At 77.8% G+C, this 16,623-nt stretch carries 14 protein-coding genes; 6 read left to right on the top strand and 8 right to left on the bottom strand.

Features of this window, described 5'->3' with window-relative positions; genetic code table 11:
• Positions 1-2: 2 nt before the first annotated feature.
• Together FN207_RS10060 and FN207_RS10065 are read left to right on the top strand one after the other, a co-directional pair.
• Positions 3-1,412 (top strand): DUF58 domain-containing protein, encoded by a 1,410-nt coding sequence (locus tag FN207_RS10060; RefSeq protein WP_246065952.1) that lies wholly within the window; start codon positions 3-5, stop codon positions 1,410-1,412.
• Positions 1,409-3,850 (top strand): transglutaminaseTgpA domain-containing protein, encoded by a 2,442-nt coding sequence (locus FN207_RS10065; protein ID WP_246065954.1) that lies wholly within the window; start codon positions 1,409-1,411, stop codon positions 3,848-3,850. Before FN207_RS10060 ends, FN207_RS10065 begins: the two co-directional genes overlap by 4 nt.
• 121 nt (positions 3,851-3,971) lie before the next feature.
• On the opposite strand, the gene FN207_RS10070 is transcribed toward FN207_RS10065, so the two are convergent.
• A complete protein-coding gene (locus tag FN207_RS10070; RefSeq protein WP_246065956.1) occupies positions 3,972-4,403 on the bottom strand; it encodes a DUF3040 domain-containing protein in 432 nt (143 codons plus the stop codon).
• Positions 4,404-4,542: 139 nt separating this feature from the next.
• Positions 4,543-5,715 carry a DNA polymerase IV gene (gene dinB, locus FN207_RS10075; RefSeq protein ID WP_246065957.1) on the bottom strand — a complete coding sequence of 391 codons (1,173 nt, stop codon included), beginning with the start codon at positions 5,713-5,715 and terminating at the stop codon, positions 4,543-4,545.
• 254 nt (positions 5,716-5,969) lie between these two features.
• On the opposite strand from dinB, the gene FN207_RS10080 reads away from it, so the two are divergent.
• The 3 genes from FN207_RS10080 to FN207_RS10090 all read left to right on the top strand — a co-directional run bounded on the left by FN207_RS10080 (position 5,970) and on the right by FN207_RS10090 (position 8,660).
• Positions 5,970-6,281 (top strand): BatC protein, encoded by a 312-nt coding sequence (locus FN207_RS10080; RefSeq protein WP_110907807.1) that lies wholly within the window; start codon positions 5,970-5,972, stop codon positions 6,279-6,281.
• 287 nt (positions 6,282-6,568) lie between these two features.
• Positions 6,569-7,693: a cupin domain-containing protein gene (locus FN207_RS10085; protein WP_342778725.1), complete on the top strand. Its 1,125-nt coding sequence runs from the start codon at positions 6,569-6,571 to the stop codon at positions 7,691-7,693.
• Positions 7,694-7,712: 19 nt separating this feature from the next.
• Positions 7,713-8,660, top strand: coding sequence for a sucrase ferredoxin (locus FN207_RS10090; protein WP_246065958.1), 948 nt, complete (start codon positions 7,713-7,715; stop codon positions 8,658-8,660).
• A 4-nt stretch (positions 8,661-8,664) separates the two neighbouring features.
• On the opposite strand, the gene FN207_RS10095 is transcribed toward FN207_RS10090, so the two are convergent.
• The 6 genes from FN207_RS10095 to FN207_RS10120 form a co-directional block, all read right to left on the bottom strand.
• A complete protein-coding gene (locus FN207_RS10095; protein WP_142458364.1) occupies positions 8,665-9,840 on the bottom strand; it encodes an alkaline phosphatase family protein in 1,176 nt (391 codons plus the stop codon).
• Positions 9,837-10,589 carry a class I SAM-dependent methyltransferase gene (locus FN207_RS10100; RefSeq protein WP_142458365.1) on the bottom strand — a complete coding sequence of 251 codons (753 nt, stop codon included), beginning with the start codon at positions 10,587-10,589 and terminating at the stop codon, positions 9,837-9,839. The genes FN207_RS10095 and FN207_RS10100 overlap by 4 nt, the downstream gene beginning before the upstream one ends.
• 49 nt (positions 10,590-10,638) lie before the next feature.
• On the bottom strand, positions 10,639-11,121 hold the full coding sequence (locus FN207_RS10105) for a VOC family protein (protein WP_142458366.1): 483 nt from the start codon (positions 11,119-11,121) through the stop codon (positions 10,639-10,641).
• Positions 11,122-11,214: 93 nt separating this feature from the next.
• Positions 11,215-15,012: a DNA polymerase III subunit alpha gene (locus tag FN207_RS10110; RefSeq protein ID WP_142458367.1), complete on the bottom strand. Its 3,798-nt coding sequence runs from the start codon at positions 15,010-15,012 to the stop codon at positions 11,215-11,217.
• Positions 15,009-15,500 (bottom strand): SAV_6107 family HEPN domain-containing protein, encoded by a 492-nt coding sequence (locus tag FN207_RS10115; protein WP_142458368.1) that lies wholly within the window; start codon positions 15,498-15,500, stop codon positions 15,009-15,011. Before FN207_RS10115 ends, FN207_RS10110 begins: the two co-directional genes overlap by 4 nt.
• Entirely contained in the window at positions 15,500-15,817 is a 318-nt protein-coding gene (locus FN207_RS10120; RefSeq protein ID WP_142458369.1) for a DUF6504 family protein, read from the bottom strand. Before FN207_RS10120 ends, FN207_RS10115 begins: the two co-directional genes overlap by 1 nt.
• Before the next feature lie 230 nt (positions 15,818-16,047).
• Here FN207_RS10120 and FN207_RS10125 point away from each other — a divergent pair, with 230 nt between their 5' ends.
• Positions 16,048-16,617 (top strand): YbaK/EbsC family protein, encoded by a 570-nt coding sequence (locus FN207_RS10125; RefSeq protein WP_142458370.1) that lies wholly within the window; start codon positions 16,048-16,050, stop codon positions 16,615-16,617.
• Positions 16,618-16,623: the final 6 nt, after the last annotated feature.

The raw sequence follows: 16,623 nt of genomic DNA on the forward strand, positions 1-16,623 counted from the left end.
GCGTGGGCGGGCCGCTGCGCACGGCGCTGACCTCGCTCACCCTGCGCGGCCGCTGCCTGGTCGCGGCCGGGGCCACCCTGCTCGCCCTCGGCATGCTGCTCGGCGAGCGGCCTCTGGTGCAGATCGCCGTCTTCGTGCTGGCGCTGCCGCTGCTGTCGGCGCTGGCGGTCGCCCGGCAGCGGTTCCGCGTCGGCGTCCGGCGCACGGTGAGCCCGGCGCGGGTGCCGCGCGGGCAGGACGCCGAGGTGCTGCTCGAGGTGACCAACGCCGACCGGCGCACCGGCCGGCTGTGGCTGCTGTCGGAGCAGCTGCCCGCCGAGCTGGGCGGCACCCCCTCCTTCGTCGTCGAGCGGCTGCCCGGGGGCGGCACCGCCGCGATGCGCTACCGGGTGTCCGGCGGCCGCCGCGGCCGCTTCCGGCTGGGCCCGCTGCGGCTGCGGCTGGTCGATCCCTTCGGGCTGGTGCAGCGCACCACCAGCGGCACCGACGGCGCTCCGCTCGTGGTGGTGCCCCGGGTGCGGCCGCTGGGTCCCGGCGGCCCGGGCGGCGGGCACGGGGGCGGCGGGGCGGGCGCCCGCCGGTCCATCGCGGTGCACGGCGAGGACGACGTCAGCACCCGGCAGTACCGGCACGGCGACGACCTGCGGAAGGTGCACTGGCGGGCCACCGCGCGCACCGGGGAGCTGATGGTCCGGCTGGAGGAGCGGCCCTGGCGCGCCCAGGCGGCGCTGCTGCTCGACACCCGCGCGGGCGCGCACCTGCTCACCCGCGCCGCGGGTCCCGGGCCGGCCGCCGGCAGCGCGCCCCCCGGCCCGCCCGGCGACCCCGCACCGCCGCACGACAGCCTCGAGTGGCTGGTGGAGGCCGCGGCCAGCATCGGCGTGCACCTGGCCCAGCGCGGCGCGGTGCTGCGGGTGCTCACCACCGGCGGCGAGCTCACCCCGGCCGCGGGCGCCGCGGCGCGGGTGTCCACGGGTCTCGGCAGCACCGAGCTGCTCGACCGGCTGGCCGCGCTCGGCCCCAGCCGCGGCGCCGCCCTCGGGCAGGCCGCCGAGCAGCTGCACCGCGCGGCCGGCGAGGGCCCGGTCGTGGCGCTGCTGGGCGCCGTCGGCCCCGACGACCTCACCGAGCTGGTCTCGGTGCGCCAGGGCCCGGCCCGCGACGTCGCCGTCCTGCTCGACGTGACCAGCTGGGCCGACCCCTCCCCGCGCAGCCGGCGGGGCCTGTCGGGCACGGCCCGCGCCGCGCTCACCGCCCAGCTAGAGCAGTCGGCCACGCTGCTGCGCGGCGCGGGCTGGCAGGTGGTGGTCGCCGACGCCTCCCGCACCGTCGAGGCCGTGTGGGCCGACCTCGCCCTGGCCGGCGACGGCGCCGGGTTGCGGCCCGGCGGGACCCTGGGGGTGCCGGCGTGACCGCCCTCGCCCCGCCACCGGTCCGCGCCGGCGGCCCCGTTCCCCCTCCACCGGTGCCTCCGCCGCCGCCCCCCGCCGCGCCCGCCGTCCCGGGCACGCTGCGCCGCGAGGGCTCGACCACGCTGGCCGCGGCGGTCGCGACGGCGCTCGGCGCCTGGGCGCTGGGACCGGTCTTCACCCGCCCGGCCTGGGTGCCGCCCGCGCTGGCCGCCATCGCCGTGGTCGCCGCCACCGGGCTGCTGCTGCGGGCGGCCGGGCCGGCGCTGTGGGCGTGGGCCTCCGGCGGCCGCGTCCTGCCCGCGCGCGCCGCCGCCGCCGGCGTCCCCCTCGTGCCGCTGGGCCAGCTCGCCGCGCTGCTGTGCCTGATGACGCTGCTGTTCTCCCCCGCCGGCGCGATCGGCGGCTGGCTGCCCACCCCGCGCTCGCTGGCCGGCCTGGGCGCGGTGCTCACCGACGGCTCGGCCGAGATCCGCGAGCAGTCGACGCCGGCGCTGCCGCTGACCGGGCTGCTGGCGCTGACCGTGCTGCTCGTGGGCATCGTCGCGGTCGTCGTCGACCTGATCGCCGTCGGCGGCCGGCAGCCGGCCCTCGCCGGGCTCGGCCTGCTCGTGCTGTTCTGCGTGCCGGTCAGCACGGTGACCGGGAGCATCGGCCTGGCGGCGGTCGCGGCGCCGGCGGCCGGGCTGGCCCTGCTGCTGTGGGCCGACCAGTCGCGGCGATTGGCCGGCCGGGCCTCCGGGCCTCCGGGCCGGGGCGGAGCCGGCGCGCTGGCCGCCACCGGCACCGCGGTACTCGCGCTGACCGTCGCCCTCGTGGTGGGCAGCGTGGTCCCGACGCTGCCCGAGGGGCGGCTGGCGCAGGGCTTCGGCGACGGGGGCGGCGGCGGATCCACCGGGACGGCGCTGGACCCGGCCGCGGCCCTGCAGGGCCAGCTCACCCTCCCCGAGCCGATCGACCTCCTGCAGGTCGACGCCTCCGTCCTCGACCCCGGCTACCTGCGCGTGGTGACCCTCGACGTCTACTCCGACGACGAGGGCTGGACGGTCGGCAACCTCGACGGCGAGGCGTCGGTGGCCCAGCCCGAGGAGCTCGCGCCGCTGCCCGGGCGCCGCGAGGGCCGGGAGGTCACGGCGCTCATCACCGCCGTCGGCCACGACGACCGGTTCCTGCCGGTGTTCGCCTCCCCGCTGTCGGTGTCCATCTCCGACCCCGGCGCCTGGCGGTTCGACCCGGCCGCCGGGACCGTCTTCGGCCGCGACGTGTCCACGACCGGCGAGCGCTGGCAGGTCACCGCCGTCGAGGCCCAGCCCTCCGCGGACGAGCTGCGCGCTTCCGCCCCGCTGCCGGCCGGCTCGCCGGTGCTCGAGCGCGACACCGCCCTGCCGCCGCTGGACCCCACCGTCACCGAGCTGGTCGCGGGCCTGACGGCCGGGGCGGCCACCCCCTACGACGCGGTCTTGGCCATCCAGCGCCACTTCTCGCGGGAGAACGGCTTCGTCTACAGCCTCTCCACCACGCCGGGCACCACCGGCGACGACCTCGCCGACTTCCTGCGGCTCAAGCAGGGCTACTGCGAGCAGTACGCCGGGGCGATGGCGGCGATGGTCCGGGCCGCGGGGATCCCCGCCCGGGTGGCGCTGGGCTACACGCCGGGCCGGGTCCAGCCCGGCGGCGGCCGGATGGTCACCAGCGACGACGCGCACGCCTGGGTGGAGGTCTACTTCGACGACCTCGGCTGGATCCCGTTCGACCCGACGCCGATCGACAGCGAGCGCGCCGTCGACCTGCCGTGGGCGCCGCGGCCGGCCGACCAGGAGGTGCTCGAGCGCCCGCAGGACGTGCCGACGGTCCCGACCGCGCCCACCGGCCCGACGTCGGCCCCGGTGGACCGGGTGGACGGCGCCGTGCCGCCGGGCCAGACCGCCGCGCAGGGGTCGTCGTCGGCGCGGCCGGTGCTCGTGGGCGCCGGCGTGCTGCTGGGCCTGGCCCTGCTGGGCGCCGCGCCGGCCGGTGCGCGGGCGCTGCAGCGGCGCCGCCGGGTCGCCGCCGACAGCCCGGCCGCGCTGTGGGACGAGCTGGCCGCGACCGCCCGCGACCTCGGGCTGCCCTGGGATCCCGCGCAGACGCCGCGCCAGCAGGCGGCCGCGCTCACGCGCCTGCTCGACGGGGGCGGGGGCCGCGGTGCGCACCGGGCCGGCGGTGCCGGTGCCGCCGAGGCGGTCGGGCGGCTGGCCCGCGCGGAGGAGGCGGCGAGCTACGGCCGTCCCGGCGCGGCCGCCGACCCTTCGCTGGGGACCGCCCTGGCCCAGGCCCGGCACGGGCTCACCGCCGCGGTCGCGCCCCGCACCCGGCTGCGGGCGCTGCTGTGGCCGGCCTCGCTGGGCGACGCGCTCGGGGCCGCGGTCACCGCCCGGCTCCCCCGCCGCACTCCCGCCTGAGGCCCCGCTCCCGCCTGTCCCGGGCGGCAGGAATGGCCATTCCTGCCGCCTGGGGCGGGAACGGCGACGGCCGCCGTCCCGGGTGGGACGGCGGCCGTCGGGGAGGTCGCGGGAGGTGCGGCTACTGGTCGTACCGGCGGCGGAAGCGCTCCTCGAGCCGGTTCTTCAGCGGCTGCTTGCGGGGCTTGCCACCGCGGCCGCGGGCGGCGGTCGCGCCGCCGCGGGCACCGGCCGGGCCGGCCTCGACGACGCCGGTGGCCGAGCGGTAGTTGAGGACGCCGAGCGCGGCGCCGCCGAACATCACCAGGAAGCCCAGGACGCCGAGCGGGACCGACGGGGCGACCGCGCCGCCGACGAGGACGGCCAGGCCCACCAGCACCAGCAGCGCACCCAGTTGGAGCTTCCGCCGGGCCTTCAACCTGCGGTCACCCGTGCGGACGGAGGAGGCGAACTTGGGATCGTCGTCGACGAGGGCGCGCTCGATCTGCTCCAGTAGTCGCTGCTCGTGCTCGGAGAGCGGCACCGAGACCTCCAGGTGGGCGGAGCCAAACACCCCCGGGTGAATACCCGGGGGTGTCACCGAGGATACGAGCCGTGGGCGGGGTGCGAAAGGCGAGTGTGCGGGGACGCGTCACACCCGTCCCGCGACCACCCTCACGGGTGGTGTCGGAGCAGGTCAGGAGGCCGCCGGGTCAGCGCAGCCGGCGGTCGCGGTCGCGGTGCAGCAGCGTGGCGGGCCGGACCGCGCCGGCGCCGAACCGGCGGGCGGCCCGGTCGGCGGCCAGTTCGGCGTCGCGGCGGCCGTGCTCGCGGGCGCCGAGCTCGAGCTGGCGCGGCGCCTGACCGGCCTGCACCAGCCGTTCGGCGCGGACGCCGACCAGCCGGATCCGCGCCCGGTCCAGCCCGAGGGCGTCGAAGAGCGCGCGGGCGGTCTCGTACAGCTCCTGCCCGACGTCGGTGGGGACGCCGAGCGTGCGGCTGCGGGTGAGGGTGGTGAAGTCGGCGAAGCGGACCTTGATGCTCACCGTGCGGGTCAGCCAGCCGCCGGCGCGCAGCCGGCCCGCCGTCCGCTCCGACAGCCGCAGCAGCTCCCGGTGGATGACGGCGGGGTCGTCGACGTCGGTGGCGAAGGTCTCCTCGTGCCCGGTCGACTTCTCCGGCTCGTCGGGCACCACCCGGCGCGGGTCGCGGCCCCAGGCCAGCTCGTGCAGGTGGCTGCCGGCGGCCGGACCGACCGCCCGCTGCAGGGTGCGCGCCGGGACGTGCGCGAGGTCGCCGACGGTGCGCAGGCCCAGCCGCAGCAGCACCTCCTCGGTCTTGGCGCCGACACCCCACAGCGCGCCGACCGGCAGCGGGTGCAGGAAGTCGATGACCTCGGCCGGGCGGACGACGAGCAGCCCGTCGGGCTTGGCGCGGGTGGAGGCCAGCTTGGCCACGAACTTGGTGCCGGCCACCCCGACCGAGCAGGTGATGCCCTGCTCGTCGAAGACGCGGGCGCGCAGGTACTCGCCGATCTCCGCGGCGTCACCCAGCCGGCGCCCGGCTCCGCTGACGTCGAGGAACGCCTCGTCCAGGCTCAGCGGCTCCACGACCGGCGTCACCGAGCGGAACAGCGCCATGACCGCCCGGGACACCTCGGCGTAGAGCGCCACGTCCCCCGGCAGCACGGTCGCCGTCGGGCACAGCCGCAGCGCCCGCGCCGTCGGCATGGCGGCGTGCACGCCGTAGGTGCGGGCCTCGTAGGTGGCCGAGGTGACCACCCCGCGGTTGCCCGCGCCGCCCACGATCACCGGGGTGCCGGCCAGCTCGGGGTGGCGGCGCACCTCGACGCTGGCGAAGAACGCGTCCATGTCGACGTGCAGCACCGTGCACCCCTCGGCACGCGCCCCCGACGACCGCACGGACCCTCCCTGATCGAACACCTGTTCGCACCGACCGGGGGAGGGTAACGGCACCGCGCGGCCCGTGGCGCGTCGTCCCCCCGGCCCCACCCGGCGTGTCCCGGCGCGCCGGGAACTCGCTGGTCGACGCATGTGTGACCGGCCCGTGATCGAGGTAGGTGGGACGCGACCGACCGCCGTCCGGCGGCCGGTCCCGACCCGGATCCCGGAGGAGCTCGATGGCGCTCGACGACGACGACATGACCAGCACGGAGGGTCCGGCCGACAGCGGCGCCGGCGAGGGCACGCCCGGCCAGCACGACGGCGGCGCCGACGGCGGTGCCGACAGCGGCGCGGGTCACGGCCCGGCCGACGGTGGCGCGGCCGGTGGCGGCTCGGACGGGGGCGCCGACGGCGGTGCGGACGGCGGCGCGGACGGTGGCGCGGACGGCGGTGCCGGTCACGGCCCGGCCGACGGCGGCGCGGCCGGTGGCGGCTCGGATGGCGGCGCCGACGGTGGTGCCGACGGCGGCGCGGACGGTTCGGCCTGAGCCAGGACCCGACCGTCGCGGGGCCGGGTGGGGCTGATGCCCGCCCGGCCCTGCGCCGGTGCACGCACCTCGACCCCGCGCTTTTCGCCGAGGAGTACTGGTCCCGCCGCCCGCTGCTCGCCCGCGCGGAGGACACCGGGGAGTCGTTCACCGACCTGCTGACGCTGACCGCTGTCGACGAGCTGCTCTCGCGCCGCGGCCTGCGCACGCCGTTCCTGCGCATCGCCAAGGACGGCGCCGTCGTCGACCCCCAGCGCTTCACGACCTCCGGCGGCGCCGGCGCCGAGGTGGCCGACCAGGTCTCCTCCGACGCCGTGCTGCGGCTGTTCGCCGACGGCAGCACCGTGGTCCTGCAGGGCCTGCACCGGCTCTGGCCGCCGCTGATCGAGTTCGCCGACTCCCTCGCCGCCGACCTGGGGCACCCGACGCAGGTCAACGCGTACATCACGCCGCCGTCCTCGCGCGGCTTCTCCCCCCACTACGACGTCCACGACGTCTTCGTGCTGCAGGTGGCCGGCGAGAAGCACTGGACCATCCACGCGCCGGTGCTCGACGACCCGCTGCGCACCCAGCCGTGGACCGACCGCGCGGCCGCCGTCGCCGCGGCCGCCGAGCGCGAGCCGGTCATCGACGCCGTGCTGCGCGCGGGCGACGCCCTCTACCTGCCCCGCGGCTACCTGCACTCGGCCGTCGCGCTGGGCCAGACCAGCGCGCACCTGACCATCGGCGTGCACTCCGTCACCCGGTGGGCGGCCGCGGAGTCGGCGCTGGACCTGGTGCGGGTGCTGGCCGCCGAGGACCGCGAGCTGCGCCGGTCGCTGCCGCTGGGCCTGGACCTGGCCGACCCGGCGTCGGTCCGCGACGACGTCGCCACCGTCGTCGCGGCGCTGCAGGAGTGGCTCGGCCGGGTCGACCCCGACGAGGTCGCCGACCGCCTGCGCTCGCGGACGTGGTCGCAGGTGCGCCCCGAGCCGGTCGCGCCGCTGGCCCAGGCCACCGCGGCCGCGGCGCTCTCGCCGGACACCGTGCTGCGGCTGCGCCGCCGGCTGCGCTGCGCGCTGCGCGACGCGCCCGCCACCGCCGACGGCGAGCGGGTCGCCCTGCTCGCCGGCCGGCGCCGGCTGGAGTTCCCCGCCTCGACCCGCGCGGCGCTGACCGGGCTGCTGGCCACCGGCGAGGCCAAGGTCGCCGACCTGGCCGGGCTCGACGCGGCCGACCAGCTCACCCTCGCCCGCCGGCTGGTGACCGAGTCGGTCGCGCTCGTCGCCGACGCCGCCGTGCAGGGCGCCGACGGGTACGACGGCGTCCCGTCCACCGCGCCCGAGCCCGGCCCGACCGGACCGGACGCCCCGGCACCGGACGCCGGCGGGGACGATGGGGAGCGTGCCGACGCCCTCGGGACCGGGTCGTGACCGGGCCGCTCCCCTCCGGGTGAGCGGCGCGGTCGCCGCACGCGGAGCAGCACCCGAGCGGGCCGGCCGGCTGGACGCCACCCGCTGCTCGGTGACGGCCCTGGTCCGGGAGGACTCCCCCGTGGCCTCGGCCGGGCCGGCACAGCGCTGGCTGCTGGTCGAGCAGCCCGGCCCGTGGGGCCGCGACGCCCTCACCGGGTCGCGCTTCGACCAGGCGGTGGCCGCCCGGCTGTCGGCGCGGGCGCGGGCCGAGGGCGTGCGCGTGCTGCTCGTGCGCCGGCCGGGTGGGCGGCTGGCCGACTCCGGACGCCGCTGGGCCTACGCCGACGGCCGCCCCGGCCGCGAGGGCCTGTGGTGGTCGGTGCGCACCGACGACGCCGACCTGCTCGACGCGCCGTGGGACGGCTCGGTCGGCGAGCGCACCGACCGGCCCACCTACCTGGTGTGCACGCACGGCCAGCACGACGCCTGCTGCGCGCTGCGCGGCCGGCCGCTGGCCGCGTCGATGCCGGCGCCGGACGTCTGGGAGTGCAGCCACCTCGGCGGCTGCCGGTTCGCCACCAACGTGCTGGTGCTGCCGCACGGCTTCGCCTACGGGCAGGTCCCCGGCGACGGCTCCGACGTGGTGGACGCGCACGCCCGCGGCGAGGTCGCGTTGCCGTGGCTGCGCGGGCGGGCCGGGGTGGCGCTGCCGGCGCAGGCCGCCCAGCAGGCCGCGCGCGAGCGGCTGGGCCTGCTGGGGGTCGACGACCTGCCAGTGCGCGGGTCGCGGCGGCTGGCCGGCACCGGCGCCGAGGACGCCGACGGCGTCGAGCGCTTCGAGGTGGTGCTCGGCGGGACCGACGGGGACGTCGTGGTGCGGGTGGAGAGCCGGCCGGCCGAGGAGGCCGCGCAGCTCACCTGCCGGGCGCTGCACCCGGCGCACCCGCGCACCTGGACGGCGCTGTCGGTGTCACCGGTCCGCTGACCCCTCAGCCGAGCGCGCGACCCCGGGCCAGCAGCAGCGGGATCGCGACCTCGGCCGCGGTGAGCGAGCCGTGGTAGGCCGCCAGCCGGCTGGGGCCGGGCTCGGTGGCCGACGCGGTGACCGCCCACGGGCCGCGGGTCAGCACGACGACGTCGCCGATGCGGGCGGCCATGCCCTCGCCGACGGCGCCGAAGACCCCGCTGGCGATGGCCTCCTCGCGCCCGGCGACCCACGCCCGGTCGCCGAGGACGCCACGCCACGCGTCGAGGACGTCGGCGGCGGCGCCCGGGACGGCGTGCACGTAGCGGGCGCGCGGCTCCCCGGCCAGCAGCGCGACGCCGTCGAGCAGCGCGGGCTCGTCGTCGACGTCGACGCGGGTGCCGCGGGGGACGTCGAGCATCCCGTGGTCGGCGGTGACCAGCAGGGCGGCGTCGTCGGGCAGGCCGTCCACGACCTGCTCGACCAGCCGATCGACGAGGGCGAGCTGCAGCCGCCAGCTGTCGGAGTCGATCCCGCGGACGTGGCCGGTGAGGTCGAGCTCGGGGGTGTAGCCGTAGACCAGCCCGGTGGGGGTGGCGGCCAGCGACCGCAGGATCCCCGCGGCGAGGTCGCCGGCGCCGACCGTGCCCGAGTAGCCCGCGCCGCGGTAGGCGGCGGTGGTCAGCCCGGAGCCGGCGTAGGCGTACGGCGCGACGGCGGTGACCGGCAGGCCGGCCGCGGCGGCCTGCTCGAAGACGGTGGGGCGGGACTGCCAGTCGCGCGGGTCGGGGTCGTCGGCCCACTGCACGTGGTTGAGCAGCCGGTCCTCGCCGGGGACGGCGGTGACGAAGCCGAGGACGCCGTGCCCGCCCGGGGGGACGCCGGTGCCGAGCGTGACCAGGCTGACCGGGGTGGTGCTCGGGCAGGGCGCGGCGAGGTCGCCGGCGGGGGTGGCGAGCGCGCTGAGGGCCGGCGCGAGGGCGGCGTGCGCGCGCAGCAGGTGCGCGCCGAGGCCGTCGACGAGCAGGACCGCGACCCGGCGGGCGCCGGCCAGGGCGTCGGTGAGGCCGAGCGGATCTGCGGGCAGCCCGCCGCGGTCGACGGCGACGCCGAGGGCGGCGGCCCCACCGGGCAGGACGTCGGCGAGGCTGGCCGCGCCGTAGGCCGGCGGGACCAGGTCGGCGGGGAGCACCGCCGTCACGGGCGGGTGGCCAGGACGTGCAGACCGGTGGCGACGTCGCGGTAGGGCGAGGTGCCGGCCAGCGCGAGCTCGAGCCGGCGGACGGCGTCGGGGTCGGCGCCGGAGCTCGCGTCGAGCAGGTCGGCGACCACCGCCACGCCGCGCCACTCCCCCGGCTCCAGGCCGGCGTTGCGCAGGAGGGCGAGCAGGTCCTCGGAGGCGAAGCGGCGGCGGGCCGGGCGGGTGCGGCCGGGCGCGGGGTCGCGGTCCTCCAGGAGGGCCAGCGCCTCCTTCGGGTGGCCGCTCAGCGCCCGGGCGAGGACGGCGCCGGCGCGGTTGGCTGTGGCGACGCTGACCTGCCCGCCGGGGCGCAGCGCGCGGGTGATCTCGCCGAGGGTGGTGGCGGGGTCGTCGACGACCTCGAGGACGGCGTGGCAGAGCGCGAGGTCGTAGCCGCCGCCGTCGGGGCGATCGCCGCCGAGAGGCAGCTCGTGCAGCAGGTCGCCGTCGCCCTGCAGGCCGCGGACCCGGTCGCCGACGCCGGCGGTCTGCGCGCGGCGCTCGAGGGTGGCCAGGGCGTCGGCGCTGGGGTCGACGACGGTGACCTCGTGGCCGAGGCGGGCGAGCGGGACGGCGAAGACGCCGCTCCCGCCGCCGACGTCGAGGACCCGCAGCGCGGTCCCGCGCCCGGCCAGCGCGTCGAGCGCGGCCCAGACCGCGGCGGTCCGGACGGGCAGGTGCTCGCCGGAGGACGGGGCGGGGGCGCTCACCCGTCCGACCCTAGCGGCGGGCCGGCCCGGGGACCGGCCCGCGGGGTCCTCAGGCGGAGACCGAGCCGGCGGCCCGCTCGAGGTCGGCGATGACGATCTTCCGCATCGTGAACATCTCCTGCACCGCGCGCTGCCGGCGGTCGGGATCGGGATCGGCCTGCAGCTCCAGCAGGCGGACGGGCACGACCTGCCAGGAGACGCCGAAGCGGTCCTTGAGCCAGCCGCAGGGGGCCTCCTCGCCGCCGTCGGTGAGGCGGTTCCAGTAGTGGTCGACCTCGTCCTGGTCGGCGCACAGGATCTGGAAGGAGATGGCCTCGCTGAAGGACCAGTCCTGCGGGCCGCCGTTGAGGCCGACGTACTCGGTCTCGCCGAGCCGCCAGCTGACGGTGAGGGCCTGTCCCTCGCGCTCGGGGTTCTCCGCGCCGTAGCGGAGGGTGCCGAGGATCTCGGCGTCCGGCCAGATCGACGTGTAGAACCGCGCGGCCTCCTCGGCCTCGGTGTCGAACCACAGGCACGGGATCTGCTTCGGCATGGCTGTGTCCTCCTCGAGAGAGGCCGGCGGGTCGCCGGCGCCCACCGGGGCTGACCGCGCAGCGCCTGCGGACTCATCGCTCCGGTCGGCGCCTCAGTGGCCGGAGCTGCCGGGGCTGGAGTGCCACAGCTTGCGCGGGGCTCCTGCCGCGGCGCTCCGTTGTGCCGCGGCGCTCCGTTGTGCCGCGGCGCTCCGTTGTGCCGCGGCGCGCCGCGCGGCGGTCGCGGCGTCGTCGCCGGCGGGCTTGATGTCGGCGTAGGGCGACATCCGGAAGCCCGTCGGGTGCATCAGCACCGGCTTGACCACCACCGGCCGCGAGCCGTGCGAGGCCGCCGCGCCGGCGATCGCCTGGTCGGTGTACTCCCCGGGCGCGGCCATGTGCTCGGCCACCGCGGCCAGCCCGCCGTTCTCCCAGGCGTCGTGCAGCGCCGGCAGCTCCCACGCGCCGGTGGCCCGGATCGACACCCCGCGTGGGCCGGTGCGCCGCAGCACCCCGCGGATCACCAGCAGCCACGAGTGGAACACCGTCGCCGCGTAGGGGCCCTGCACGTCCTCGAAGAAGGTCGAGTCGGTGCAGCCGGTGCCGTCGTCGAGGGTCACGAAGACCACCCGGCGTCCCGACCGGATCGGCGGCGTCTGGGTGGCCACCTTGACCCCGGCCACCAGCACCTCGGCGCTGCTGCGGCAGCCGAGCAGCTCCCCTGCCGGCACCGCGCCGATCGCGGAGAGGAACGGCTTGTAGAAGTCGACGACGTGCCGGCTGGCGTCCAGCCCGAGCACCTCGAGCTCGGCGCGGACCAGCTCGGCGTCGGTGAACTCCGGCAGCCCGCTGCCCCCGGCCCACTCCGGCCCGGTCTCCTCGGGCCCGGCCTCCTCCGGCAGCTCGAGCCCGAGCAGGTCGAGGCTGAGCTGCCCCACCGCGCCGGCCTTCTTCCCGCTGCGGCTCCACCGGTCGAGCTCGCTGATCTGCAGCAGCAGGTCGCGGCGGGTCACCGACCGGCGCGAGCGGGTGGGCCGGCCGGCCTCGCGGTCGCGCACGCCGAAGCCGTAGAGCGAGTCGAACCCGCCGGCCAGCACCAGCCGCTCGACCACCGGGCGGGACACCGCGGCCCGCGACCAGAAGTCGGTCAGCGACCGGTAGGGCTGCCCGGCCACGATCCGCTCGACCTCGTCGTCGCTGATGCCCTTGACGTCGGTCAGCGACAGCCGGATGCCGTGGCCCGACGGGTCGGCCATCGACGGCGGCATCCACTCCGGCCGCCGCCAGTCCGCCCGGCGGTCCTCCTCGGCCAGCCGCTCCACCCGGTAGGTGCCGGTCGAGGCGTTGACGTCGAGGCCCAGCACGCGGATCCCGAAGTTGCGGGCGTCGTCGAGGATCAGCCGCTTCGGGTACATGCCGGGGTCGTGGGTGAGCACCCCGGCGAGGAAGGCCGCCGGGTGGTGGGTCTTCAGCCACGCCGACTGGTAGGTGGGCAGCGCGAACGCCGCGGCGTGGGCCTTGCAGAACCCGAAGGAGCCGAAGGCGACCAGCACCTCCCACACCTGCTCGACCACCTCGACCGGATAGCGCCGCAACGCCTCCGGCATGAACCACGCCCGCACCTCCGGGTGCAGCTCGCGGTCGCCGAGCGCGCGGCGCGCCTCGTCGGCCTGGGCGAGGTCGCAGCCGGTCATCTGCGCCACGATCTGCAGCACCTGCTCGTGGAAGACGACGACGCCGGCGGTCTGCTCGAGGAACGGCGCGAGGTCGGGGTGCGGGTAGACCGGGTCCCGCCAGCCGTTCCGGGCCAGCAGGAACGGCGTCACCATGTCGCTCTTCACCGGCCCGGGCCGGAACAGCGAGATGTCGATGACGATGTCCTCGAACGTCTCCGGCCCGAACTTGCCGACCAGCTCGCGCTGCCCCGGCGACTCGATCTGGAACATGCCGAGGGTCCGGGTGCTGCGGATGAGCTCGAAGGTCGTCGGGTCGTCGCGCGGGACGGCGTCGATGTCGACGTCGGTGCCGTCGACCCGGGCGACCTCGTCGAGGGCGTGCGCGATCGCCGACTGCATCCGGATGCCGAGCAGGTCGAGCTTGAGCAGCCCGAGCTCCTCGACGTCGTCCTTGTCGAACTGGCTCATCGGGTAGCCGAGGTAGCTGCTCTCCACCGGGGTGCGGTCGAGCAGCGTGGCGTCGGACAGCAGCACCCCGCAGGGGTGCAGCGCGATGTGCCGGGGCAGGCCGTCGAGCCGGGCGACGAGGTCGAAGAGCAGGTCGAGGTCGCCGGTGCCGCCGCCGCGCCGGGACCCCAGCCGGCTGGCCCGCAGCTCCGGGAGGTCCTTGAGCGCGGCGTGCACCTGGTTGGCCCGGATGTGTGGGAATGCCTTGGCGACGGCGTCGATCTCGGCCGGCGGCAGCCCCAGCGCGGCGCCGACGTCGCGGATGGCGTGCCGCACCCGGTAGGTGTCCATCATCGAGATGCAGCTGACCCGGTGGGCGCCGAAGCGGCCGATGACCGCGTCGTAGACCTCCATGCGCCGGGCGGACTCGACGTCGATGTCGATGTCGGGCAGCTGGTGGCGCAGCGGGGAGAGGAACCGCTCCATCAGCAGGCCGTAGCGGATCGGGTCGACGTCGGAGATGCCCAGCAGGTAGGTGACCAGGCTGCCGGCGCCCGACCCGCGGGCCGCGGCGCGGACCCGCAGACCCCTGATGAGGTCGACCACGTCGGCGACGGTGAGGAAGTAGGACGGGTAGCCGAGGGAGTCGATCACCGCCAGCTCGTCCTCCAGCCGGCCGAGGACCTTCTCGCTGCGCGCCATCCCGCGCCGGCCGAGCCCGGCCTCGCAGCGGGCGCGCAGCACCTCCGAGGGACCCATCCCCCGCTCCCCGGGCGCGGTGACGACGTCGAGCTCGGGATAGCGCACGGTGCCGATGCCGAGGTCCTCGCGGACGTCGACGGCGCACTGCTCGGCCAGCCGGGCGGTGCGCTCGGTCAGCCGCAGCGCCGCGTCGCGGTCGGGCCCGACGAGGTCGGCGGCGACCTCGGCCATCTCCTTGCCCGACTTGAGGTAGCCCTCGGCGGTGCGCCGGTCGACGTGCCGGGTGTCGAGGGCGACCAGCCTCCGGGAGGCGTCGAGGACGTCGGCGGTGGGCGCGTCGAGGGCGTCGACGTAGCGGACGGCATTGGTGAGCACCGCCGGCACGCCCTCCTCCTCGGCGAAGCGCAGCAGCCGCTGGGCGCGGGAGCGGTCGCCCCGGCCGCGGTGGTGCACCACCTCGACCACCAGCGAGCCCGGGCCGAACACCGACCGCCAGGCCGACAGCCGCGCCGAGGCGACGTCGGCCCGCCCGGCCGCGAGCGCCCGCCCCACCGGGGAGTCCGGCCCCATGACCGCGACCAGCCCCGGCGCGTGCTCGGCGGCCAGGGCCAGCGAGGCCACCGGCTCGCCGCGGGTGCCGCGCAGGTGCGTGGCGCTGGTCAGCCGGCACAGCGACCGCCAGCCGGCGCCGTCGCGGGCGAGGAAGGTGACCCGCGGCAGCCGCGGGTCGACACCGGCGCCACCGCGCACGGGACTGCGCCGCGGCGGCACCGGCCGCACCGAGGCGCTCCCGGTGCGGCGGAGGGAGAACTCGTCCTCACCCAGCACGTGCGCCCGCGCCGGCGGCACGGTCGTGTCCACCGCGGGGGCGACCGCCAAGTCGACCCCGAACACCGGCCGCAGCCCGGCCGACCGGCAGGCCAGCGCGAACTTGACCGCGCCGTAGAGACCGTCGCGGTCGGTCAGCGCCAGCGCCGTCATGCCGTGCTCGGCGGCGCGCGCGACCAGGTCGGCCGGGTGGTTGGCCCCGTACCGCAGGGAGTAGCCGGAGGCGACGTGCAGGTGGACGAAGGGGTCCCCGCTCACCGCCCGCGGACGGGACGGTGGGCGGTGCCGCCGACCACGCGGGGCCGGGGCGCGGGCTCGGGCGTGCTGGCGAGCACGCTCTCGACCACGGTGAGGAAGGCCCCGACGTCACGGACCAGGTCGTCGGCCTCGCGCTCGGTGACCGCGCGGGACAGCCCCGCCTCGGCCGCGGCGCGCTTGGCGGCGCCGGCGGCGAAGAAGGTGGCCCACTCCCCCAGCTCGGGGGCGACCTGCTCCAGGAGCACCCAGGCGCTGCGCGGCCGGCGGCGGCCGCTCTCGGGCCGGGTGCGGGCGGCCAGCACCGCCGCGGCGGCGCGCAGCGCGCCGAGGTGGGCGGTGGCGTAGCGGTCGCGCGCGTCGGCGGCGCGGGCGGCCTCGGCGAGCGCCCGGGTGGCCTGGTCGAGCAGCTGGGTCGCGGCCGCGGGGAGCGGCGCGGGCAGGGGCAGCTGGTCGGCCGGGTCGTGGGTCATGGCGTACGCGGCGCCCATCAGTCGTGCACCCGCACGAGCGACCAGCGGTTGTCCGCCGCGTCCCAGCACAGGTCGTAGACGCCGGCGAAGCTCATCCGCGAGCGCCCGGCCCGCAGCGCCTCGACCCGGAACACCTGGCGGGGGGCGACCAGGTCGGCCGAGGCGCCGCCGGCGGCGTGCTGCCACCACGGCGCGGTCTCGACCCAGGAGTCGAGCAGCTCTCCGACGACGTAGCGGCCCTGCCCGCGCCAGAACTGCGCGGGCCCGAGCGGACCGCGCTCGACCTGCACCTCCTCGCCGGCCCGCTCGCCGACGTCACCCAGCACCCGGCTCATGTCCGTCTCCCCACCCCGTGCCGCTGACGGTCTGCCACCGCCCCGGGCGGGGAAGGTCCCGGGAACGGTGGTCGACCCGTTCGAACGCGTGTTCGAACACGTCGAGTACACCCGACCCCGCCGGTCGCGTCAAGCCGGACGCGCCACCGTGGTCCTCCCGGACGGCAGCCCCGCCCGCCCGCAGGCCGGACGGTAGGGCGGGGGTCCGACAGCGGTGGCAGGATCGACGCATGAGCCGACCCACCCACCCCCGGGTGGCCGCGATCGCCGGCCTGCTCGCCGAGGCCGGCGCTCCCGGGCGGGTCCACGAGCTCGCCGAGGGCGCGCACACCGCCGCCGCGGCCGCCGCACAGCTCGGCGTCCCCGTCGGGGCCATCGCCAACAGCCTGGTCTTCGACGTCGGCGGAGCCCCCCTGCTCGTGCTCACCAGCGGCGCGCACCGGGTCGACGTCGACCGGGTGGCCACCCTGCTCGGCGTGCCCCGCGTGCGGCGCGCCACGGCCGACTTCGTCCGCGAGCACACCGGCCAGCCGATCGGCGGCGTCGCCCCCGTCGGCCACCCCGCGCCGATCGGCACGCTCGTCGACGTCGAGCTCGCCCGGTACGAGCGCGTCTGGGCCGCGGCCGGGAACCCGTCGGCCGTCTTCCCCACCACCTACGACGAGCTGCTGCGGCTGACCGGCGGCACGCCCGCCGAGGTCGGCGACGGCCCACTCGACGGCCCACTCGACGGCCCACTCGACGGCCCCACGACCCACAGCCCGGCCACCGTGACCTCCCCGGCCGCGGTGGGCCCGTGAACGAGG

Source organism: Geodermatophilus aquaeductus (assembly GCF_900182545.1).
Classification (GTDB): domain Bacteria; phylum Actinomycetota; class Actinomycetes; order Mycobacteriales; family Geodermatophilaceae; genus Geodermatophilus; species Geodermatophilus aquaeductus.